The organism is Pseudomonas sp. FW300-N2F2 (genome assembly GCF_017351655.1).
Taxonomy (GTDB): domain Bacteria; phylum Pseudomonadota; class Gammaproteobacteria; order Pseudomonadales; family Pseudomonadaceae; genus Aquipseudomonas; species Aquipseudomonas fluorescens_AA.
Map to the genome: position 1 here is coordinate 2,635,144 of NZ_JACNDQ010000001.1, position 20,130 is coordinate 2,655,273.

General features: G+C 60.8%; 19 protein-coding genes and 1 pseudogene. 10 read left to right on the forward strand and 10 right to left on the reverse strand.

The genetic code is table 11. The features are described 5' to 3' along the window. Nucleotides 1-9 precede the first annotated feature (9 nt). Nucleotides 10-1,185: a mannonate dehydratase gene (uxuA, locus tag J4E63_RS11510; RefSeq protein ID WP_207282030.1), complete on the forward strand. Its 1,176-nt coding sequence runs from the start codon at nt 10-12 to the stop codon at nt 1,183-1,185. A 303-nt stretch (nt 1,186-1,488) separates the two neighbouring features. On the opposite strand, the gene J4E63_RS11515 is transcribed toward uxuA, so the two are convergent. From J4E63_RS11515 to xylA, 7 genes are all read right to left on the reverse strand, one after another. Then, nucleotides 1,489-1,692, reverse strand: coding sequence for a fructose-bisphosphate aldolase (locus J4E63_RS11515; RefSeq protein ID WP_310650703.1), 204 nt, complete (start codon nt 1,690-1,692; stop codon nt 1,489-1,491). A gap of 394 nt (nt 1,693-2,086) precedes the next feature. Beyond that, nucleotides 2,087-3,226 carry an epoxide hydrolase family protein gene (locus J4E63_RS11520; RefSeq protein ID WP_207282031.1) on the reverse strand — a complete coding sequence of 380 codons (1,140 nt, stop codon included), beginning with the start codon at nt 3,224-3,226 and terminating at the stop codon, nt 2,087-2,089. Between the two features lie 106 nt (nt 3,227-3,332). Next, nucleotides 3,333-4,262, reverse strand: a complete 930-nt coding sequence (locus tag J4E63_RS11525) for a hypothetical protein (RefSeq protein ID WP_207282032.1) — start codon at nt 4,260-4,262, stop codon at nt 3,333-3,335. A 237-nt stretch (nt 4,263-4,499) separates the two neighbouring features. Beyond that, complete coding sequence (locus tag J4E63_RS11530; protein WP_192260771.1) at nt 4,500-5,636, reverse strand: sugar ABC transporter permease; 1,137 nt, start codon at nt 5,634-5,636, stop codon at nt 4,500-4,502. Then, complete coding sequence (gene xylG, locus J4E63_RS11535) at nt 5,637-7,193, reverse strand: D-xylose ABC transporter ATP-binding protein (protein ID WP_207282033.1); 1,557 nt, start codon at nt 7,191-7,193, stop codon at nt 5,637-5,639. 183 nt (nt 7,194-7,376) lie between these two features. Then, a complete protein-coding gene (gene xylF / locus J4E63_RS11540) occupies nt 7,377-8,378 on the reverse strand; it encodes a D-xylose ABC transporter substrate-binding protein (RefSeq protein ID WP_025213958.1) in 1,002 nt (333 codons plus the stop codon). A 145-nt stretch (nt 8,379-8,523) separates the two neighbouring features. Then, nucleotides 8,524-9,840 carry a xylose isomerase gene (gene xylA / locus J4E63_RS11545; protein WP_207282034.1) on the reverse strand — a complete coding sequence of 439 codons (1,317 nt, stop codon included), beginning with the start codon at nt 9,838-9,840 and terminating at the stop codon, nt 8,524-8,526. Between the two features lie 155 nt (nt 9,841-9,995). Between xylA and J4E63_RS11550 the strand changes: the two genes are divergently transcribed. The 4 genes from J4E63_RS11550 (at nt 9,996) to J4E63_RS11565 (ending at nt 14,005) form a co-directional block, all read left to right on the forward strand. Then, nucleotides 9,996-11,183 carry a XylR family transcriptional regulator gene (locus tag J4E63_RS11550; RefSeq protein ID WP_192260774.1) on the forward strand — a complete coding sequence of 396 codons (1,188 nt, stop codon included), beginning with the start codon at nt 9,996-9,998 and terminating at the stop codon, nt 11,181-11,183. A 78-nt stretch (nt 11,184-11,261) separates the two neighbouring features. Further along, a complete protein-coding gene (locus tag J4E63_RS11555) occupies nt 11,262-12,389 on the forward strand; it encodes a saccharopine dehydrogenase NADP-binding domain-containing protein (protein WP_207282035.1) in 1,128 nt (375 codons plus the stop codon). A 2-nt stretch (nt 12,390-12,391) separates the two neighbouring features. After that, entirely contained in the window at nt 12,392-12,886 is a 495-nt protein-coding gene (locus J4E63_RS11560; protein ID WP_060742682.1) for a DUF2269 domain-containing protein, read from the forward strand. Nucleotides 12,887-13,069: 183 nt separating this feature from the next. Next, on the forward strand, nt 13,070-14,005 hold the full coding sequence (locus J4E63_RS11565) for a hypothetical protein (RefSeq protein WP_259333717.1): 936 nt from the start codon (nt 13,070-13,072) through the stop codon (nt 14,003-14,005). Between the two features lie 28 nt (nt 14,006-14,033). Here J4E63_RS11565 and J4E63_RS11570 read toward each other — a convergent pair whose 3' ends face one another. Further along, on the reverse strand, nt 14,034-14,273 hold the full coding sequence (locus J4E63_RS11570; RefSeq protein ID WP_092204572.1) for a hypothetical protein: 240 nt from the start codon (nt 14,271-14,273) through the stop codon (nt 14,034-14,036). A gap of 152 nt (nt 14,274-14,425) precedes the next feature. Here J4E63_RS11570 and J4E63_RS11575 point away from each other — a divergent pair, with 152 nt between their 5' ends. Continuing rightward, entirely contained in the window at nt 14,426-14,767 is a 342-nt protein-coding gene (locus J4E63_RS11575) for a hypothetical protein (RefSeq protein ID WP_092204573.1), read from the forward strand. A 106-nt stretch (nt 14,768-14,873) separates the two neighbouring features. Here J4E63_RS11575 and J4E63_RS11580 read toward each other — a convergent pair whose 3' ends face one another. Further along, entirely contained in the window at nt 14,874-15,776 is a 903-nt protein-coding gene (locus tag J4E63_RS11580; protein ID WP_207282037.1) for a LysR family transcriptional regulator, read from the reverse strand. 92 nt (nt 15,777-15,868) lie between these two features. Here J4E63_RS11580 and J4E63_RS11585 point away from each other — a divergent pair, with 92 nt between their 5' ends. From J4E63_RS11585 to J4E63_RS11600, 4 genes and pseudogenes are all read left to right on the forward strand, one after another. After that, nucleotides 15,869-16,876 (forward strand): aldo/keto reductase, encoded by a 1,008-nt coding sequence (locus J4E63_RS11585; protein WP_207282038.1) that lies wholly within the window; start codon nt 15,869-15,871, stop codon nt 16,874-16,876. 112 nt (nt 16,877-16,988) lie between these two features. Continuing rightward, nucleotides 16,989-17,783 carry a DeoR/GlpR family DNA-binding transcription regulator gene (locus J4E63_RS11590; protein WP_207282039.1) on the forward strand — a complete coding sequence of 265 codons (795 nt, stop codon included), beginning with the start codon at nt 16,989-16,991 and terminating at the stop codon, nt 17,781-17,783. 118 nt (nt 17,784-17,901) lie between these two features. Then, on the forward strand, nt 17,902-18,828 hold the full coding sequence (locus tag J4E63_RS11595; protein WP_207282040.1) for a Gfo/Idh/MocA family protein: 927 nt from the start codon (nt 17,902-17,904) through the stop codon (nt 18,826-18,828). A gap of 15 nt (nt 18,829-18,843) precedes the next feature. Then, nucleotides 18,844-19,539: pseudogene (locus J4E63_RS11600) on the forward strand (tRNA (adenine(22)-N(1))-methyltransferase). Nucleotides 19,540-19,691: 152 nt separating this feature from the next. On the opposite strand, the gene J4E63_RS11605 reads toward J4E63_RS11600, so the two are convergent. Then, complete coding sequence (locus J4E63_RS11605; protein WP_207282041.1) at nt 19,692-20,069, reverse strand: hypothetical protein; 378 nt, start codon at nt 20,067-20,069, stop codon at nt 19,692-19,694. Nucleotides 20,070-20,130: the final 61 nt, after the last annotated feature.

Consider the following 20,130-nt stretch of genomic DNA (forward strand, 5'->3'; position numbering starts at 1 on the left):
GAGAAGAACATGGAACAGACATGGCGTTGGTTTGGCCCCAAAGACCCGATTTCCCTGACGGACATCCGCCAGACCGGTGCGACCGGCATCGTCACCGCGCTGCACGAGATTCCCAATGGCGAAGTATGGCCGGTAGACGCCATCGCGGCGCGCAAGCAGATGATCGAAGCGGCCGGCCTGAGCTGGTCGGTGGTGGAAAGCATTCCGGTGCACGAAGACATCAAGCGCGGCTGCGGGAGGCGCGACGAGTACATCGCCAACTACCAGCAAAGCGTGCGCAACCTGGCGAGCTGCGGCATCGATATCGTCTGCTACAACTTCATGCCGGTGCTGGACTGGACCCGAACCGATTTGTCTTTCGAGCTGGCGGATGGCGGCTGGGCCTTGCGTTTCGATCAAACCGCGTTCGCCGCCTTCGACCTGTTCATCCTCCAGCGCCCGGGAGCGCAGGCCGAATACAGCGCCGAGGACATCCAGCAGGCCAAGGCCTACTTCGAACAACTGACGCCGGCCCGGCGCGAAACCCTGGTCAATACCCTGATTGCCGGCTTGCCCGGCGCCGAGGAACACTACAGCCTGGACAACTTCCGTGACTTGCTGCGCACCTACGCCGACATCGACGAGGCCAAGTTGCGCGAACACCTGGGGTATTTTCTGCGTGCGGTGATCCCGGTTGCCGAGGCGGTGGGGGTGCGCATGGCAATCCACCCGGACGACCCGCCCCGGGCACTGCTCGGCTTGCCACGCATCCTGTCCACCGCCGAAGATGCCCAATGGCTGCTGGATGCCGCGCCAAGCCCGGCCAATGGCCTGACGTTCTGCACCGGTTCCTATGGTGTGCGCGAAGACAACGATTTGGTGGCGATGGCCAAGCACTTTGCGCCGTTCATCTACTTCACTCACCTACGTTCAACCCGCCGGGAAACCGACCCACGCAGCTTCCATGAAGCCCATCACCTGGACGGCGACGTCGACATGGTCGGAGTCATCGGCGCCTTGGTGGCTGAAGAACGCCGACGTGAACGCGAAGGCGGCCCGCGCTTGCCGCTGCGTCCAGACCATGGGCATCAACTGCTTGACGATCAGCACCGCAAGAGCAATCCCGGCTATTCACTGATCGGCCGCCTCAAGGGCCTGGCGGAAATCCGCGGCGTGGAACTGGCCGTGCGCCGACAACTGGGCTAGATAAGCCCTGTTTGGGTGGGGGCGGTTAACACCTGTGGCGAGGGAGCTTGCTCCCGCTGGGCTGCGCAGCAGCCCCAAAACCCGGCACCTCGGTGCATCAGATCGATCCCATTCAATCAGCTTGGGGTCGCTACGCAACCCAGCGGGAGCAAGCTCCCTCGCCACGGGAGGTAAACGCCTGAGAAACTCTCGGGCTAACGCCATTCCCCTGTGGGAGCGAGCTTGCTCGCGAAGCGGTATGTCAGCCTGCAAAGATATTGACTGTGCCACCGCCATCGCGAGCAAGCTCGCTCCCACAATGGCTCAGCCTTCGAGCCCGCGCCGCTCGATCACGCCGAACACATCCGCCACATCCTGCATCAGGATCCGGGCGACATTGGTGAGGGTGTTGATGTCGCTCGCTGCCGAGTCACGCAGGCTGCCGCAGGCCACCAAGGTGAGGTAGTCGAGCGTGGCGTGCAGGCGTTCGCTGGCACAGGCATGGAGTTCGCTGACTCCAGCACCCACAACCGGCCTGTAGGACGCCCCGCCCCCCGTGGCGAGGGAGCTTGCTCCCGCTCGGCTGCGCAGCAGTCGCAAAACCGGCGCCTGCGCAGTACCTGGAGAAAAGAGGCGCCTGTTTTGGGGCCGCTTCGCGCCCCAGCGGGAGCAAGCTCCCTCGCCACAGGGTGTAAATTTCTACGAGATTTTCGGATCGCTATTGGCCACGCTACAAAACGCCCCTATAACCCGCTTCCCTGCTAACTCAAGTCCCCTGTGGGAGCGAGCTTGCTCGCGAAGCGGTATTTCAGCCTACAAAGATTTTGACTGTGCCGCCGCCATCGCGAGTAAGCTCGCTCCCACAATGGCTCAGCACCAGATCATGCTAGACACGTCCTGCACCTGATCTCTATGGCGAGATTCAGCGGTAATCCCGGAAAAACGCCCTGATATCCTCCGCCAACAACTCCGGCTGTTCCAACGCGGCAAAATGACCACCCCGAGGCATCTCGGTCCAGCGCTTCACCTCGCAGCAACGCTCCACCCAGCTCCTTGGTGGCATGGGCAGTTCCCTAGGAAACAGCGCCACCCCAACCGGCGGCTTCAAGCGTTCGCCGCTGTTGAACTGCAACGGCCGCTTGCTGCCCTCCACGTATTGGCGAAACGACGAGCCGATACAGTACGTCAGCCAGTACAGCGTCACGTTGGTCAGCAACCATTCTCGGTCAATAGCGGGGCTGTCATCACACCAGGACAGGATCTTTTCCCCCATCCACGCCAATAGCCCTGCAGGTGAGTCATTCAGGCCCACCGCCAGGCTCTGCGGCTTGGTTCGCTGAATGTGCCCATAGGCGCCTTCGGTATCGGCAAATGCCGCCGCGCGTTTCAGGAAGGCCGTTTCTGCCTCGGTCAGCGCTGGCTCGTTTTCGCCCAGGGGAGGGCGATAGGAACCCGGAATATAGTTGAGGTGAATGCCTGTCACCCGCTCGGGATAACGCACGCCCAACCACATCGAAACGCCCGCGCCAATGTCCCCGCCCTGGGCGTCGAACCGTTCATAACCCAGCCCGCTCATCAACTCACTCCACAAGCCCGCCACTTCATAGGGGCCCATGCCGGATTGCTGGAACGGTGCGGAAAAGGTGTAGCCGGGCAGCGACGGCACCACCACATCGAAAGCGTCCGCAGGATCACCCCCATGGCGGGCCGGGTCCGTCAGCAGCGGGATGATACGTTGCATCTCGATGAACGAGCCAGGCCAGCCATGGGTAAGGATCAACGGTCTCGGACTTGGTCCGACTCCCCGTTGATGAATGAAGTGCACCCTTTGCCCGTCAATGTCGGCGACAAATTGCGGCAAGCGATTGAGCGCCGTTTCCTGGGCGCGCCAATCGAACGTGTCCGACCAATAGGCGAGCAGCTCCCGAAGCACCTCCATGTCCATGCCTTCGCGCCAACCTTGCCCGGCCAGATGTTCCGGTAACCGGGTGTGCTTCAGGCGGTACCGCAGGTCTTCAAGGGCGTGTTCGGGGATGTCGATGGAGAAGGGTTTGATGTGCATGACTACGTCTCAAACTGCCGGGTTCACGACATTCTATGGGGCTGGGGCCGGGTTGCATCGGTCAGTTTGCTCGGCCTTGAGCAACGTAGGCAGAGACAGAATGCTTTTAGAACGGAATCCAATCGGTCTGGAGCATCTGCTCACCGTCCAGGGTCAGGAAGCATTGGGTAAACATCGTTGCATTGGGGGCAACCGTATTTGGGATTTCCAAATCAGCCCAAGGGATTACCAATTGAATTTGTACGTTCTCTATTTGCTTGGTAGGAACCGTTTTGCTGCCGATGGTCACATAGCCATTCGGGTCGTTGTATTTGTTTTGGCTATCGAGGATATAGGTGCTCTTATCCGTAGCGAAATAACACGCGATACCTCCCACTCTGCCCTCCATGAAGGCCAAATCGGCGCGACCCAATATCTGGAGTTCGGGCTTGCCAGAAGCGTCCTTCGCCCGGCGCGTATACAGATCATGGAAAAACAAGGATGGCTTTGGTGGATTAGATGAGGCGGTACCTGGATTACTAAAGTCGAAGCCTACCGAATTGTCCTGTGGCTCCCATTGAACGGTCCTGCCATCCAAATCTGAAAAGCTCAGCCCAGAACCTGACGGAGTCACGGCGTTGGCGTTTTGCTTCGGTTTCCCTGAGTTGGCTTCTACAGCAGGCGGCTTCGTCCCCGCATAAGCAGCGTCAGCCAGGACTTTGATTTGTCTCTCGATAAAGTCTGGAGCACATGTAACGACGTCCCCGGTAGCCCAGACACAAGCACCTTGAGCCAGGCGTAGACGTAGCTGTCCAGTTTTGACCGTAATACCTCCCATCTTAATCATCAAGCTGTCGTCACCGAGTTTGATTTGGTCTGCCCCGGAGGAAATTTTGATGTATTCCTTCAAAACGATGGGGCGCTTTCCTTGAATAGTGGGGACCGCCTCGTTCTTGATCCACTTGAAGATGCCGGCTTGGGCATCACCTGCCACAGCAAACGTCGCGAGCATCCAGAATATTACAGCCCTGTTGCCGATAGGCTTTCCACGTCTCATTGAAATTCCTTTTCGTAAATAGGAGTGTTGAGTCACTGCCGGCGCGGTACATGGATGCATCAAAGTCACTCCATGAATACACAGGGAAAGGCATAGTGCCATTATTCTCGGGCGTGGGGTACGAGTTCCTGTTTGCTCAGCGGAAAGATAGGTAGATTGGTTTCCTATGCTTTGGATTGCGTTGGACAACTAGACTGCCCAACAGCAAAGTGTCTCAATTACAGTTGCGTGTTCAGATCAACGCCGCCCCGTCCGCGTACTCACATCCACCCACACCGCCAGCACCAGGATGCTGCCTTTGACGATCATCTGCCAATAACTGTCAACATCGAGCATCGACATGCCGTTGTCCAGGCTAGTAATCACCAGCGCGCCGAGGAGGGCGCCGTAGACCGTGCCGGAACCGCCGCGCATGGAGGTGCCGCCGATGAAGCAGGCGGCGATGGCGTCGAGTTCGCCCATGTTGCCGGCCGAGGGTGAGCCGGCGGCCAGGCGTGCGGTGTTGACCACGCCGGCGAGGGCGCACATCACGCCCATGATGCCGAAGATCCACAGCTTTACCGCTTGCACGTTGATGCCGGACAGGCGCGTGGCTTCCATGTTGCTGCCCACCGAGTAGACCCGTCGGCCGAACACGGTCTGGCTGGTGACGTAGCTGAATACCCCCAGCAGGATCAGCAGGAGCAGTACCGGTACCGGGATGCCGTCGTAGCTGTTGAGGGTATAGACGAACCCGGCCAGCACCGCGCCGATCACCACCACGCGCAACACGTCACGCACCAGGGAGTGAGCCGCCAGGCCATGGAGGGCGCGGTTGCGCCGCTGTTTCCAGGTCAGGAACAAGGTCAGGGCGAACAGCAGGATGCCTAGCCCGGTCCCGACCGTGTGCGGCAAATAACCTTGGCCGATGTAGACCAGTTCCGGTGACACAGGGGCAATGGTGGTGCCGCCGGTCACCCCCAGCAGGACGCCGCGAAACGCGAGCATGCCCCCCAGCCCGACAATGAACGATGGAATACGCAGGTAGGCGGTCATGTAGCCGTTGCCCAAGCCGATCACCAAACCGCACAAGGCCACCAGGCTCAAGTTCGCCAGCAGCGGGATGTGATAAACCACATCGAGGATCGCCGCCAGGCCCCCCAGCAGCCCAAGCAGCGAGCCCACCGACAGGTCGATCTCGCCGCTGATGATCACCAGCACCATGCCACAGGCGAGAATCCCGGTGATGGACATCTGCCGGAGCAGGTTGGAGAGGTTGCGCGGGGTCACGAACCCACCCTCGGTCTGCCAACTGAAGAACAGCCAGATCAGCGCCACGGCGATCACCAGCGCGAGCATTTTGTAGCGGGAAAACAGCTGTTTGACCTGATTCATCTACGCGGACTTCCGATCATTATTGTTATGGCCATCGGGGTGGCTGAGCGCGGCGGCGAGCACCTGTTCCTGGGTGAGTTCGTGGTTGATGAAGTCGCCGCGCAACTGGCCGTCGCCGATCACCAGGACGCGGTCGGAGACCCCCAGCACCTCGGCCAGCTCCGAGGACACCATGATGATCGACACGCCTTCGGCCGCCAGGGCGCCCATCAACTTGTAGATCTCATACTTGGCGCCGACGTCCACACCGCGGGTCGGTTCGTCGAGGATCAACACGCGGGGCTTGGTCAGGAGCATTTTCGCCAACACGGCTTTTTGCTGGTTGCCGCCGGAGAGGCTGGTGATCGGCAGGAACGGGCTCGCGGTCTTGAGGTGCATGCGCGCGATTTCCTTGTCGATGCTGCCCAGTTCGGCTTCGGCGTCGATGCGGGTCAGTTTCGAGTAGTTGTCCAGCACCGCCAGGGTGATGTTCTGGCCCACTCCGAGGTCTGGAATGATGCCTTGGCGCTTGCGGTCTTCGGGGACCATGCACAGGCCGGCGCGGATCGACTTGAGCGGCGTGCGCGTGTCGATTTGCTGGCCGTTGAGCCAGACTTCGCCTTCGTAGCGGCCGGGGTAGGCGCCGAACAGCGCCGAGACCAGTTCCGTACGCCCGGCGCCGACCAGGCCGGCGATGCCAAGGATTTCCCCGCGCTTGAGGACGAAGGAAATGTCGTCGACCCGTTTGCGCTTGGGGTTGTCGACGTCGTAGCAGGTGACGTGGCGCGCCTCGAAAATCACCTCGCCGATGTCATGGGGTTCGGTGGGGTAGAGGTTGCTCATTTCCCGTCCGACCATCTGGGTGATGATCTTCGGAATGTCCATGTCGGTCATGGCGGTGGTGGCGATGTGTTTGCCGTCGCGGATCACCGAAATGGTGTCGCATACGGCGGCCACTTCATCGAGCTTGTGGGAGATGTACACGCAGGCAACGCCCTTGGCCTTGAGGTCGCGGATGATGTCCAGCAGCACCTCGATTTCCGAGCGGGTCAGGGCCGAGGAAGGCTCGTCGAGAATCAGCAGCCGTGCCTGCTTGTTCAGTGCCTTGGCGATCTCCACCAATTGCTGGTAGCCACCGCCGTACTGGGAAACCGGCAGCGACACGTTCATGTCCGGAACCTTGAGATCACGCATCAGGGTCTCGGCACGGTGGATCATCGCCGGGTAGTTCATGCGTCCGCCGGGCAGCGTCAGCTCGTGACCCATGAAGATGTTTTCCGCCACCGACAGGTCAGGGACGAGGGTCAGTTCCTGGTGAATGATGACGATCCCGGCGGCTTCGGTTTCGCTGATGGACTGCGCCTTGAGCGGCTGGCCGTCCCAAATGATCTCGCCTTCCCAGGTGCCGTAGGGATAGACCGCCGACAACACTTTCATCAGCGTGGATTTGCCCGCGCCGTTCTCACCGCACAGGCCGACGCATTCCCCGGGCCTGACCTTGATATCGATGCCGTTCAGGGCTTTGACACCACCAAAGGTTTTGACGATGCCGTTCATTTGCAGCAGGTAGTCGGACATGGCAGGACTCATGAGAATGGGCTCACACATACGCAGGAACCCTGAAGTCAATCAGCCCCCTGTGGGAGCGAGCTTGCTCGCGATAGCGGTGTTTCAGCTTGCCCCCATATTGGATGGGCTGCCGCCATCGCGAGCAAGCTCGCTCCCACAGGGACTTTGCTTAACCCAGGATGTGCACCCAGGTCACTGCCCGGCGATCTGCGCCTTGGTATAGAACCCGTCCTTTTCCAGCAGGTCGATGTTGTCCTTGGTCAACGGCGTGGGGGTGAGCAGGATGGTGTCGACTTTCTTGCTGCCATTGTCGTACTGCGAGCTGAAGGTCGGTTTCTCGTTACGCGCCAGTTGCACCGAGAGCTTGGCGGCTTCGGAGGCAATCAGTTTCAGTGGCTTGTAGACGGTCATGGTCTGGGTGCCATCGATCACGCGCTTGACTGCCGCGAGGTCGGCGTCCTGGCCCGAGATCGGCACCTTGCCGGCCATTTTCTGTGCGGCCAGGGCCTGGATGGCGCCGCCGGCGGTGGCGTCGTTGGAGGCGACGATGCCATCGATCTTGTTGTTGTTCCGGGTCAGGGCGTTTTCCACGATGCTCAAGGCTTCGGTGGGGTTCCATTCCTTCACCCACTGCTGGCCGACAATCTTGATGTCACCCTTGTCGATGGCCGGTTGCAGCACTTTCATCTGGCCTTCGCGCAGGACCTTGGCGTTATTGTCCGTGGGCGCGCCACCGAGCAGGAAGTAATTGCCCTTGGGCGCGGCTTTCAGCACGCCACTGGCCTGCATCTCGCCGACCTTTTCGTTATCGAATGAAATGTAGGCATCGATATCGGCATTGAGGATCAGTCGATCGTAGGACACGACCTTGATCCCGGCCTTCTTGGCTTCGGCGACGGCATTGGTCAGCACGGTGGCGTTGAACGGCACGATGACGATCACATCGACGCCACGGGAGATCAGGTTTTCGATCTGCGAGATCTGCTTCTGCTCGTTGGCATCGGCAGACTGGACGAAGACCTTGGCGTCGAGTTTTTCCGCCGCCGCGACGAAGTAGTCACGGTCCCGCGACCAGCGTTCCAGGCGCAGGTCATCGATGGAGAAACCGATTTTCGGATGGGCCGCATCGGCCATGACCGGAAGCGAGAGCAGGGCGAGGGCGCCGGCGAGCAGGGTACGTTTGAATGTTTTCATGTAGTGCGTCCTTTTATTGTTGTTTGAAAGACACTGCCTGACGATGAGCGTGATACCGGGTAGAACTGTAGAGCGTTGCAGGACGCCGTGGGCACAGATTTGTCGCGAGAATGTAACAACCCCCGTGCCCCGAACGGCGCCGTTGTCAGGGGTAGATAAACCGATTGACCACGTTCTCGAGCATTTCCTGGCGACCGCTGACAGCCTGGGGATTCAGCTCGTTGGTAAAGGCGTGCTCGGCCAACGATTCAAGGCTGAAGTCGCCGGCCAGCACTGCCTTGCCAAACGGTTTGTGCCAGCCTGCGTAGCGCTGGTCCTTGAATTGTTGCAACTGATCGTTCTGTACCATGGCTGCCGCGCGCTCCAGGGCGAGGGCGAGGACGTCCATGGCGGCGACATGGCCGTGGAACAGGTCGATATCGTCCACGCTCTGGCGCCGGACCTTGGAGTCGAAGTTGAACCCACCATTGCCGAACCCGCCAGCCTTGAGGATTTCGTAGGTGGCCAGGGTCATTTCCTCGACGCTGTTGGGGAACTGGTCGGTGTCCCAGCCGTTTTGCGGGTCGCCGCGGTTGGCGTCGATGCTGCCGAAGATCCCCAGGGAGACGGCTGTGGCGATCTCGTGGTGGAAGCTGTGCCCGGCGAGGGTGGCGTGGTTGGCTTCGATATTGACCTTGATCTCGTTTTCCAGGCCGAACTGCTGCAGGAAGCCGAACACCGTGGCGCTGTCGTAATCGTACTGGTGCTTGGTCGGCTCCTGGGGCTTGGGTTCGATCAGCAGGTCGCCTTTGAAGCCGATCTTGTGCTTGTGCTCGACCACCATGCGCATGAACCGGCCCAGTTGCTCACGCTCGTGTTTCAAATCGGTATTGAGCAGGGTTTCGTAGCCTTCGCGACCGCCCCACAATACGTAGTTGGAGCCTTTGAGGCGTTGGGTGGCGTTCATGGCGCTGAACACCTGGGCGGCTGCGCAGGCGAACACTTCGGGATCGGGGTTGCTGGCGGCGCCTGCGGCAAAGCGCGGGTTGCTGAAGCAGTTGGCGGTGCCCCACAGCAGCTTGATCCCGGTCTGCTCCTGATGGCGTTCCAGGTGGTCGATCATCTGGGCGAAGTGGTTGCGGTACTCCTTGAGCGAGCTACCCTCCGGGGCGACATCGGTGTCGTGGAAGCAGTAGTAGTCGATGCCCAGCTTGGAAAAGAACTCGAAGGCCGCTTCGGCCTTGCCGATGGCCACTTCCATCGGATCCCCGGCGTGCTGCCACGGGCGCTTGAACGTGCCGGCACCGAATACATCCGACCCCGGCCAGACGAAGGTATGCCAATAGCAGACCGCCATGCGCAGGTGTTCGCGCATGGGTTTGCCGAGCACCAGTCTGTTGGCGTCGTAGTGACGGAAGGCAAGCGGCGAATCGCTGGCGGGGCCCTCGTAGCGAATCTTGTCGACACTGGGGAAGTACGGCATGTGCGGGTTTCCTTTTTATTCTTGGCGGTGTCTCGATACTAACGCCGGCCCCGTGGCTGCTGATTATGAAAATCACCAACGGGCAGTTCGATTTTGAGTATTGAGATTCGTCGGCCGGGCGCCTAGTCTGTGTCCACCGGCACAGGGTTAAACCAATGAAAACCGTCCCGCCCGTTCACCGCATCGCGCTGTTGTTCAACGGCAGCAAGATCTACGACCGCGGCATCATCAGCGGTATCGGCAACTACTTGAGCAGCACGCGTGCGTCCTGGGACTTGTTTCTCGAGGAGGATTTTCTCTGCCGCTTGAAAGGCATCGAGCGCTGGCAGGGCGACGGGATCATTGCCGACTTCGACGACCCGCTGATCGGCGAGGCGCTGGCCGGGATCAAGCTGCCGGTGGTGGCGGTGGGCGGTTCCTATCAGGATGAACGCGCCTACCCGAAGGGCATCCCCTATGTCGCCACCGACAATGACGCGTTGATGAGGTTGGCCTACGAGCACCTGATCGAGGCCGGGCTGACCCGCTTCGCCTGTTTCAGCCTGCCTGAAGCACAAGCCAATCGCTGGGCCCAGGAACGGGAGAAAGCCTTTCGCCGGCTGGTGCAGCGCGACGGCCTGCAGGCCGAGGTCTATCGCGGCATGGGCACCAGCGCACCGCTCTGGGACAGCGCCGTCGAACAGCAGATCGCCTGGCTGCAAAGCCTGCCCAAGCCCATCGGCATCATCGCCGTCAGCGACGCCCGCGCCCGGCAACTGCTGCAAGCCTGCCTGACCGCCGGGATCGCGGTGCCTGAGCAAGTGGCGTTGATCGGCATCGACAACGACCCGCTGACCCGCAGCCTGACGCGGGTGCCGTTGAGCTCGGTGATCCAGGGCACCGAGACCATGGGGCGGACCGCCGCACGCCTGCTCCACCAAATGCTGCACGGCATGCCGTCCACGGGCACACAGATTCTGATCCCACCGGATGCGATCAATGTGCAGGTGTCGAGCCTGCATCAACCGTTGGGCAACCCTTATGTCATGCAGGCACTGCTCTTCATCCGCCAATACGCCTGCCAGGGCATCAAGACGGCCCAGGTGGCGGCTTATGTAGGGATATCGCGCTCATCGCTGGAAGCGCATTTTCGCAAGGAGCGGGGCTGCAGCGTCCACGATGAAATCCTGCGCTTCAAACTGACCGCCGCCGCCAACGGGCTGGAAAACACCGACGCACCGATTGCCGACATCGCCCAGAATTGCGGCTTCAAATCGGCGCAATACCTGCACACGGTGTTTCGCCGCGAATTCGGCTGCACGCCCCGGGAGTATCAGCAGGGGGCAAGTGTGGGAACTCAATGACCTGCCACAAGGGCTACACCACCGCCTCGTCCTTGTGGCAAGGTTGCGGGCTTCATCGAATATTTAGGGACGGATGGAATGACGCTCAGGGTCATGGTGGTCGGTGGGTATGGAAATTTCGGCAGTATCGTTTCCAGGCACCTGGTGGTGATGCCAGGCGTACAGTTGGTGATTTCGGGGCGCGACGCCCAAAAACTGCAGCGCAAAGTCGATGAGTTGAACGCCCGATCGGGCACGGCATGTGAAAGCTGGTGCGGCGACGCCATGGGCCCAGGCTTCAAATCTGTCCTTGGCTTGATGAACATCCAATGGGTCATTCATACCGGCGGCCCCTTTCAAGGGCAATCCTATGCCGTCGCCGAGAGCTGCATCGACGCCGGCGTGAATTACTGCGACCTGTCGGACAGCAGAGCCTTCGTCACCGGCATTCGCGCACTCAACACCCGGGCAAAACAGGCAGGCGTGGCGATCCTCAGTGGTTGCAGCTCAGTGCCAACGCTCTCGGCCGCCCTCATCGATCAGCAGCGGCATCGTTTTAAACGCATCGACACGATCGAGCATGGTATTTCTTCTTCGGCCAAAATGCCGGGCTTGTCCACCGTCGAAGGCGTTCTCGCCTATGCGGGCAAGCCGATCAAGCAACTCAGGAATGGCCGGGTGCATGAGGTTCTGGGATGGCAGGACCTGACGCTTCGCAGAATGCGCTACATGGGCACCCGGGTACTGGCCAATGTCGACGTGCCGGACATGGATATCTTCGCCAGCCGCTATGGTGCCCGGAACCTGAGCTTCAAGGCCGGCGCAGGCCTGAAGCTCGGCGGCATTGCCAACTACCTGCTGGCCCAGGCAATGAGGATGGGGCTGGTGCGCGACCATCTCCCTTGGGCGGCCAGGCTTCATCGGTGTGGGCTCTGGTTCGAACGACTTGGCGATGGCAAAAGCGCAATGTACATCGATGTCCATGGCATCGGTGCCGACGGCGGGCCGCTGTCGTTGAACGTGCAGCTCACCGCCATGAACGACAAAGGGCCGGAAATTCCCAGCTGTGCAGCCGTTGCCTTGGCGGCGAAAATCGCCCAAGGGTATCTGCCCGAACCCGGAGCTCGGGCCTGTGTGGGTGAAATCACCGTCGACGAATACATGGCCGCCATCAACGATCCGCAAAACCTCAGCCTGTCTGTGCATTTCTCTGACGGGCAGGGTTGACCATGCTCTATCTGTGCTTGAAATACATCCATGTGATCGCTGCCATTTTCCTGTTCGGCTTCGGCATGGGATCCTACCTCTACCTGATCGCCGCCAGCCGCACCGCCAATCCGCAGGTCATTGCCCATGTGGCCAGGACGGTTGTCCGGTTCGATACCTGGATTACCACGCCGGCGGGTTTCATTCAGATAGTGACGGGTTACCTGCTAACGAGACTGGCCGGACTTCCCCTGACTACGGAATGGATCATGACGTCGTTGATCATTTTCCTGTGCGTGGGGGCGTTGTGGCTGCCTGTGCTGGTGTTCCAGAAGCGGTTATACGTGATGGCGTCGAGCGCGCTGGGGGATGGGCGCACGCTCGATGATCGATACTCAACCGTGTATCAGAAGTGGTTCTGGATGGGGGTTCTGGGCTTTTTGGGGATGTTTGTCATTGTGTCGATCATGGTGACGAAGATGACGCCACAGCAGTGGATCGAGCGACTACTGGTCTAAACATCGATCCGTTCCGCCGGGTTGTTCCCGGGCGTGGATATCTTCAAGAAACGTCGTTCGTGATCCGGATGCTCGAACAGGACCACTGTCTAGCCTGGCTTGAGCAAGGGGGGCGGGTGAAGCGAGTTTGGGCGATGGGCATGAATGTGTGAACACGATGACTTCAAGGACAAGATCCGATCCATGAGCGATGACACCTACACCCTGTACATGCGTTTCCAGACACCCGATCCTGACATCGGCCCTCGGGAGCGGGCGCCGATGCTTGCTCAGGAGCTGGCCTGGGCGCGTGAGCGTGCGACCATGCATCGCTTCAGCTGGGTCATGGTGCTGGTGCCGCCGTTGTGCCTGGGCCCGGTGTTGCCGGGCATCGCGTTTTTGCTGGGGCTGTTGGTCTATCAGGGGTTATCCGCTCCAGGCGTCGACCTTGACCGGATCGTGGGGGATTCCCTTGGCTGGCTTGTGCTCGTCACCTTGCTGTTCATGGCTGCCTGGGTCCTGCATAACTACTTGCGCGATAAGCGCGACCCGACCAAGCGATATTGGCAATCGATGCCCGATCAAGGGCTGGTCGAGCTCGAATACCACACCCTCATCCGCGGCATCAGCCTGTGGTCCAACGACTATGATCCGGACTGCAACACCCTCATGCAATGGACCGATGGCAAGCTGAAATGCGTGCAAGACAGCGGTGTGTCGCAATGGGTTCTGGCCCGGACCGCAGCGGGGCATTGGCTGGTGCTCAAGGAGCAATATCCGGGCAACTTCAGCTACGCACGGGTAGGGCAAATGCCTGCACCGGACAAGCTGCTGCAACCCCAGCAGCAACTGGCGATTGCTTTCGCCCCCGGCACGAACCTGCAGTTGGGCCGGCGTTTCGACGGTGCGCCGATGCCATTGGTGGATACGCCGTACTGGATGTCTGCCGATGAACTCAAGCGTCTGGAGGAGGCCGCCCATCACTGGGAATTTTTACCGCCGAACCGCTATGGCGTGGTCAATGACCAGGACGCCGCCTGGGTGCAACGGCTGGTGGACAGGGCGCAAGCCAGTGTCGGGCCGCAGCCGGCAATAGATCGCAGTCCAGCCCAGCGGGAGCAATCGCCCTCGTCACCATGAATCGAACACATCCCGCAAGTCCGGCCTGTCACTGAAGCCACGTGTCCACCACCCGCCGATCCAGCTCCTCCCAATCCGCCATGCCCAATACCCGAGTGGTATTCAATCCGCGCAGATAACCGCGCAGTTGATTGGCCGTGGCCCGCTTGAGCTCCGGGTCGGGTTCTGTGTCGCTCAACAGCACGCTTTCGTACTGGATCAAGTAGTCAGCCACCCGCTCACGGAAGTCGGGCAATACCGCGTCGCGAATCAGATCAAACGTTCTCATGGATAGGCCTCATCAATCTTTCTCGGCTTGCAACTATTGCTAGGAGTAATAGTGACCATTACGAAATGCAAGTTCTGCTTTGCCGGCAATCATTGGAAAATCAGCGCCATCGAACACGCAGCCCCGTATTTTTATTTTCAGGACCCTGACCCATGCGCCGTTTATTTTTGCTTCCCCTGGCGTTTTCCCCATTGTTGCTGGCCGGTTGTGCCTCGGCACCGAACGATCCGACCCTGACCTTGCAGACCAGCAAGACGCCGGCTCAATACGCCGAATGCGTCGTACCGAAATTGCAGGGCAATGCCTTGAACCCGGTGGTCTCGCAGACCCAGCGCAGCTACCGCATCGTGGTGCCGAGCAAAGTCTCGGCGGACAACGTGCTGGAAGCCTACAAGGCCGGCGACGGTGGCAAGGTATTCATCTACGAGCGGCACTTGCTGGCCTCCAACCTCCTGCCTTCGAGTTTCGAACGCGCCGCACAGGAATGCATCTGACCGGCCCGTAAATGCTTTTCACCGTGCTCCTTTGGTTGGCCGCAACCAACCAATTCCCTTGCCCCGCACCGTCCTCGGTCGCGGGGCTTTTTTTTGCCTGCCGGTTTCAGGCTGGCCAATCGTGCGCCCGGATGAACTCGATGAGCGCTTTCAGGGCCGGTGGCACATGGCGTCGGCTGGGGTAATAGAGAAAAAACCGGCTTGGTGGCGCTTTCCATTGCGCGAGCAGCTCCGTGAGATGCCCATTGCGGATGTCGTCACGCGCCAGCTCCTCGTAGACGTAGGCAATCCCGGCGCCATCTTTCGCCGCCTGGATCATCAGCGCATCGTCTTCAAGAATGAGCGGGCCGGTGACGGACAAACGGATCGGTTGTCCCTCTGCCTGATACTCCCAAGCGTAGAGTTTGCCGCTGGGAAAACGCCGGGCGATGCAGGCATGCTCGAGCAAGTCCCGTGGAGCCTGGGCGATTCCCTTCGTGGCCAGGTAGGTTGGCGCGGCTACGGTCACGAACGATTGAGGGGGGCCGACAGGGACGGCGATCATGTCGCCGGCCAGGCTTTCGCCAAAGCGCACGCCGGCGTCAAAGCCGCCGTTGACGATATCGGTCAAGCCATCATCGCTGACCAGGTCCAGTTGAATGCGGGGATACCTGGCCACGAACGGCGCGAGCACCTTCGCAAATACTGCACGCGCCGCCGGACGCGCCACGTTGAGGCGAAGCTTGCCGGCGGGCACGTCCTGCAGCGAGGTCAACTGGGCCAAGGCTTCGGCAACCTGCTGCAGGGTAGGGGCCAGTGTTGCCAATAGCTGGTGGCCGGCCTCGGTCGGGGTAACGCTGCGCGTGGTGCGGTTGAGTAGCCTGACACCCAGGCGTGCTTCCAGGGCTCGCATGGCGTGGCTCAATGCCGAGGCTGAAACTCCACGCTCGTCGGCGGCCTTGCGAAAGCTGCGATGGCGAGCGACGGCGGCAAAGGCATCCAGTTCGGAAAGATCAGGGTGCTGACTCATGAATACAGTTCAGTAGTTCAAATAAGATTACCCATCTTATCGTCATGAGATCCCTCGCGGATACTGCCCACATCATCTGTGGAGAACTCGCTATGCAAAAGAATCGTCTTGGATCATCGGACTTGCTGATTTCGCCCATTGGCCTGGGAACCTGGGCCATTGCTGGCACCGGCTGGGAATACAGCTGGGGTGCACAGGACGACGAGGACAGCCTCGGTGCCCTTGAATATGCCGTTGAACGCGGGGTGAACTGGATCGATACGGCGGCGGTTTATGGTTTGGGCCATGCCGAGCAACTGGTCGGGCAGCTGTTGCGGCGGCTGCCGGCTTCGCAGCGCCCGTTGGTGTTCACCAAGGGCAGTCTGGTCTGGGACCCGGTCACCAAGGCGATCTCACACTCGCTGGCGCCTCGATCGTTGCTCGCCGAGGTCGAGGCAAGCTTGCGCCGACTGCAAGTCGAAACCATCGACCTTTATCAGATTCACTGGCCGGCCTTTCCTGCCGACGGCAGCAGTGAAGGGCTCGAGAAGGCGCTTTCGGCGTTGGCCACCGCCCGCGAACAGGGGAAAATTCGCGCCATCGGCGTCTCCAATTTCGATGTCGCGCAACTCGAGCGGGCCCAGGCGGTGACCGAGATCGTTTCACTTCAGCCGCCTTATTCCGCCTTGATGCGGGACATCGAGCAAGACGTCCTGCCATTTTGCGAGCAGGCGGGAATGGGGGTCTTGGCCTATTCCACCCTTCAGTCGGGGCTGCTTTCCGGCAGCATGACGCGCGAACGTATCGCCCAATTGCCCGACGACGATTGGCGCAAGGCGCGAAGCGCCGACTTCCAGGAGCCTCGCTTGAGCGCGAACCTGGCGCTGGTCGAGGTCTTGGCCGGTATTGGCGAACGGCACGGGGTCAGTGCGGCGGCAGTCGCCATCGCTTGGGTGCTGCGCAAGCCGGTGGTGACCGGTGCCATCGTCGGAGCCCGTCGCCGCGGGCAGGTCGACGGGCTGATTGCCGGCGCGCAGTTGCGCCTCAGTGCCGAGGAGATCGAAGAAATTCGACCCTTCCTGCCAGTGGGCATGGGCACGAATGTCCCAGGGAGCGCTTGACCGTTTATCGTGCAGGCGCTCGCTGGAATGAGCGGGTTTGACGCTTCGCTGCATAACCGGCACTATCTGCTCGTTGATGATCATTAGTGCTCGTTTATGCAGGTTGTATCTCATGACTTCTCCCCACGAAGCGTTCCCCGGTGAACGCCAGCAATTGATCAGCCAGCGTCTCGCCCGGTATGGCCGGGTGATCGCGGCGGACCTGGCCAGCGAATTCAATGTGTCCGAACACTCGATCCGGCGTGACCTGGGGGTATTGGCAGCGGCGGGGTTATGCAAGCGTGTTTATGGCGGCGCGATACTTGTGCCGGCTGCCGAAGGGTCGCTGGATGTACGCGTGCGTAAAGACCCGGTACGCAAGGGCAGCCTCGGCCAAGCGGCCGCTGCATTGCTGCGCGCGGGCCAGCACGTGTTCATCGATGCCGGGTCGACCAACCTGGCGATTGCTGGCGCCATCGATCCGAGCCTTCAGTTGACCCTCTCCACCAATTCGCCGTTGATTGCGGTGCAGTTGATGAAATTGCCCCGTGCCGAAGTCATTCTTCTGGGAGGGCGCTTGAATCCAATCGCCGGTGGTGTGATCGGGCTGACGGCGGTGGAGCAACTGCGCCAGTTCAGTTTTGACGTGTGTTTTCTGGGTGCCTGCGCCATCGATCCAGACAATGGGGTCACGGCATTCGGCCTGGAGGACGCAGAGTTCAAGCGCGCAGTGGTGGCGGCGAGTGGGCAAGTGATTACCGCGGTGACCAATGAAAAGCTGTCCAGCGTTGCTCATTATCAGGTGGTTTCTTGTGAGGAGGTCGCCGCCCTGGTGGTGGAGCACGATGCGCCACGTGAGCGGCTGGAGCCCTTCTACGGCCGGGTGACCAACGTCGTGACGAGTGTCCGTGAACAGCGGCGTAGCTGATGCCTTTGCGGCGCCGGGCTGGGCAATCAGGTAGATACTGTGCGGCCCCCATTGTCCGCCAGGCGATTTGCGTCTAGTTTGCTGGCCGATCACAAGTACAAAAAATCAGGAGTCATCGATGCAACCGATTCGTCTCGGCCTGGTGGGCTACGGCAAGATTGCCCAGGATCAACACGTTCCAGCCATCCTCGCCACCCCCGCGTTCCAACTGGTGGCGGTCGCCACGCAAGGGCAGCCCTGCGCCGGGGTGGAGAACTTCCGATCCCTGGGCGAGCTGCTCGAAAACGGCCCGCACGTTGATGCGATTGCGTTTTGCACACCGCCGCAAGGTCGATTCGCCCTGGTGCAACAGGCGCTGGCGGCCGGTAAGCACGTTCTGGTGGAAAAGCCGCCGTGCGCCACGTTGGGTGAAGCCATGGCCTTGGTGGAGCAGGTTCGCGAGCAAGGCGTCAGCGGCCTGTTCGCCTGGCATTCCCGTTACGCCCCAGGCATCGCAGCCGCCCGTGACTGGCTGGCCAGTCGCACCTTGCACAGCGTGCAGATCGATTGGAAAGAAGACGTGCGCAAGTGGCATCCCGGCCAGGCGTGGATCTGGCAACCCGGCGGCCTGGGGGTCTTCGATCCCGGCATCAACGCGTTGTCGATTGCGACTCATCTGTTGGCGCTGCCGTTGTTCGTGAAGTCCGCCGAGTTGCGTGTGCCGGACAACTGCCAGTCGCCGATTGCCGCCAGCATCAAGATGGCCGACGCGCGCCACCTCGATATTCGTGCGGAATTCGATTTCGACCATGGCCATGACGAGCTCTGGAGCATCGAGATTCGCTGCGCCGAAGGCGTCCTGCGCCTGGACAATGGCGGCGCGCTGTTGAGCATCGACGGCGTGCGCCAGGCCGTCTCCGAGGAAGGCGAGTACGCCGCGGTGTATCGACATTTTCAGCAACTGATCAACGACAATGCCAGCGACATGGACCTGCAGCCACTGCGGTTGGTCGCGGACAGCTTCTTTGTCGGCAGTCGGACGGCGGTCGAGCCGTTCTACGATTAACCCAGGGAACTGCAGTTGAACGAACAGACATTGTCCATGCGCCTGGAACGCGTGGCGGCGCATATGCCGGCAGGTGCGCACCTGGCCGATATCGGCTCGGATCACGCTTACCTGCCGGTGGCCTTGTTGCGCCGTGGCGTCATTGCGGCAGCGGTGGCCGGCGAGGTGGCGTTGACGCCGTTGCGCGCCGCCGAACGCACCGTGGGCGAGAATGGCCTGGAGCAGAGGATCAGTGTGCGTCTGGCCAACGGCCTGGCGGCAATCGAGCCGGAAGACGGGATCACCGCGATCAGCCTCTGCGGCATGGGCGGCGAGACGATCCGCGACATCCTTGACAGCGGCAAAGCACGGCTGAGCGGGCACGAGCGGCTGATTCTGCAACCCAACGGTGGCGAACAACCGCTGCGTCAATGGCTGATGGAAAACGGCTACTGCATCCTTTGCTAGGAAGTGCTGCGGGAAAACCGCTTCTACTACGAGATCATCGTCGCCGAGCGCGTCGGGCCAGTGACGTACACCGCCGAGGAGCTGTACTTCGGCCCGCTGCAGATGCAAGCGCGAACCCCGACCTTCCTGGCCAAGTGGCAACGCCTGCTGCGCCAGAAACAAAAGACCCTCGCCAGCTTCGCCAAGGCGCGGCAAGCCGTGCCCGAGGAGAAGCTGCAAGACATTGCCCGGCAGGTCCGGTGGATCAGTGCGCTGTTGGCTTGAGTTGCATTGAGGTTGGATGTGCGGACGTTATCGCGAGCAAGCTCGCTCCCACAGGGAGTTGCGCAAGTCCCTTTTGTGGGACGAGCTTTCTCGCGATGAGGCCATCAGTGACTTCACTGATTCGAGAACTGCCGCCTTCTCCGGCTGCCCGCCTATCGACCCATCAGGGGGTAGTGCTTGATACGGCACGGATGCGAATTACCGTCGCCTTTACAGATGCCGTCCAGGTAGCGGTAGTCCACCCGTACCGACTGCCCTTTGCCGGGCCATTGCCGGCGGGGGAGCGTGGCTTGGTAGTCCGGGGTTTCCGGGGTGAAGGTCAACAGTGAGCCTTGCGCGGGGCACTCCACCGAGGCGGATTTCGGCCTGGCTTTCACGATCTGCGCCTGAAGTTGCGGGTAGGGTTGTTTCTGGACCTCGACGATACGCAGCTCCATCTGGCAGATCTGCCACGTCGAGGCCTGGACGGGCTCGCACAGGAAGGGGAGCGTCAAGGCAAGCAGTCCGAGGCATGCGGTGTGAGTGTTCATTGCTGACCTTGTTTGGGGTGCTGACGTTTGCCAATCATAGCTTGGCATTGTAGCCATCAGC

Coding starts and splice junctions, on each gene's coding strand:
- J4E63_RS11560 (WP_060742682.1), top strand. CDS start 12,392: ATGCTCTATCTGTGCTTGAAATACATCCATGTGATCGCTGCCATTTTC.
- J4E63_RS11555 (WP_207282035.1), top strand. CDS start 11,262: ATGACGCTCAGGGTCATGGTGGTCGGTGGGTATGGAAATTTCGGCAGT.
- J4E63_RS11575 (WP_092204573.1), top strand. CDS start 14,426: ATGCGCCGTTTATTTTTGCTTCCCCTGGCGTTTTCCCCATTGTTGCTG.
- J4E63_RS11520 (WP_207282031.1), bottom strand. CDS start 3,226: ATGCACATCAAACCCTTCTCCATCGACATCCCCGAACACGCCCTTGAA.
- xylA (WP_207282034.1), bottom strand. CDS start 9,840: ATGCCGTACTTCCCCAGTGTCGACAAGATTCGCTACGAGGGCCCCGCC.
- J4E63_RS11570 (WP_092204572.1), bottom strand. CDS start 14,273: ATGAGAACGTTTGATCTGATTCGCGACGCGGTATTGCCCGACTTCCGT.
- J4E63_RS11585 (WP_207282038.1), top strand. CDS start 15,869: ATGCAAAAGAATCGTCTTGGATCATCGGACTTGCTGATTTCGCCCATT.
- uxuA (WP_207282030.1), top strand. CDS start 10: ATGGAACAGACATGGCGTTGGTTTGGCCCCAAAGACCCGATTTCCCTG.
- J4E63_RS11595 (WP_207282040.1), top strand. CDS start 17,902: ATGCAACCGATTCGTCTCGGCCTGGTGGGCTACGGCAAGATTGCCCAG.
- J4E63_RS11605 (WP_207282041.1), bottom strand. CDS start 20,069: ATGAACACTCACACCGCATGCCTCGGACTGCTTGCCTTGACGCTCCCC.
- J4E63_RS11525 (WP_207282032.1), bottom strand. CDS start 4,262: ATGAGACGTGGAAAGCCTATCGGCAACAGGGCTGTAATATTCTGGATG.
- J4E63_RS11580 (WP_207282037.1), bottom strand. CDS start 15,776: ATGAGTCAGCACCCTGATCTTTCCGAACTGGATGCCTTTGCCGCCGTC.
- J4E63_RS11550 (WP_192260774.1), top strand. CDS start 9,996: ATGAAAACCGTCCCGCCCGTTCACCGCATCGCGCTGTTGTTCAACGGC.
- xylG (WP_207282033.1), bottom strand. CDS start 7,193: ATGTCCGACTACCTGCTGCAAATGAACGGCATCGTCAAAACCTTTGGT.
- J4E63_RS11530 (WP_192260771.1), bottom strand. CDS start 5,636: ATGAATCAGGTCAAACAGCTGTTTTCCCGCTACAAAATGCTCGCGCTG.
- J4E63_RS11590 (WP_207282039.1), top strand. CDS start 16,989: ATGACTTCTCCCCACGAAGCGTTCCCCGGTGAACGCCAGCAATTGATC.
- xylF (WP_025213958.1), bottom strand. CDS start 8,378: ATGAAAACATTCAAACGTACCCTGCTCGCCGGCGCCCTCGCCCTGCTC.
- J4E63_RS11565 (WP_259333717.1), top strand. CDS start 13,070: ATGAGCGATGACACCTACACCCTGTACATGCGTTTCCAGACACCCGAT.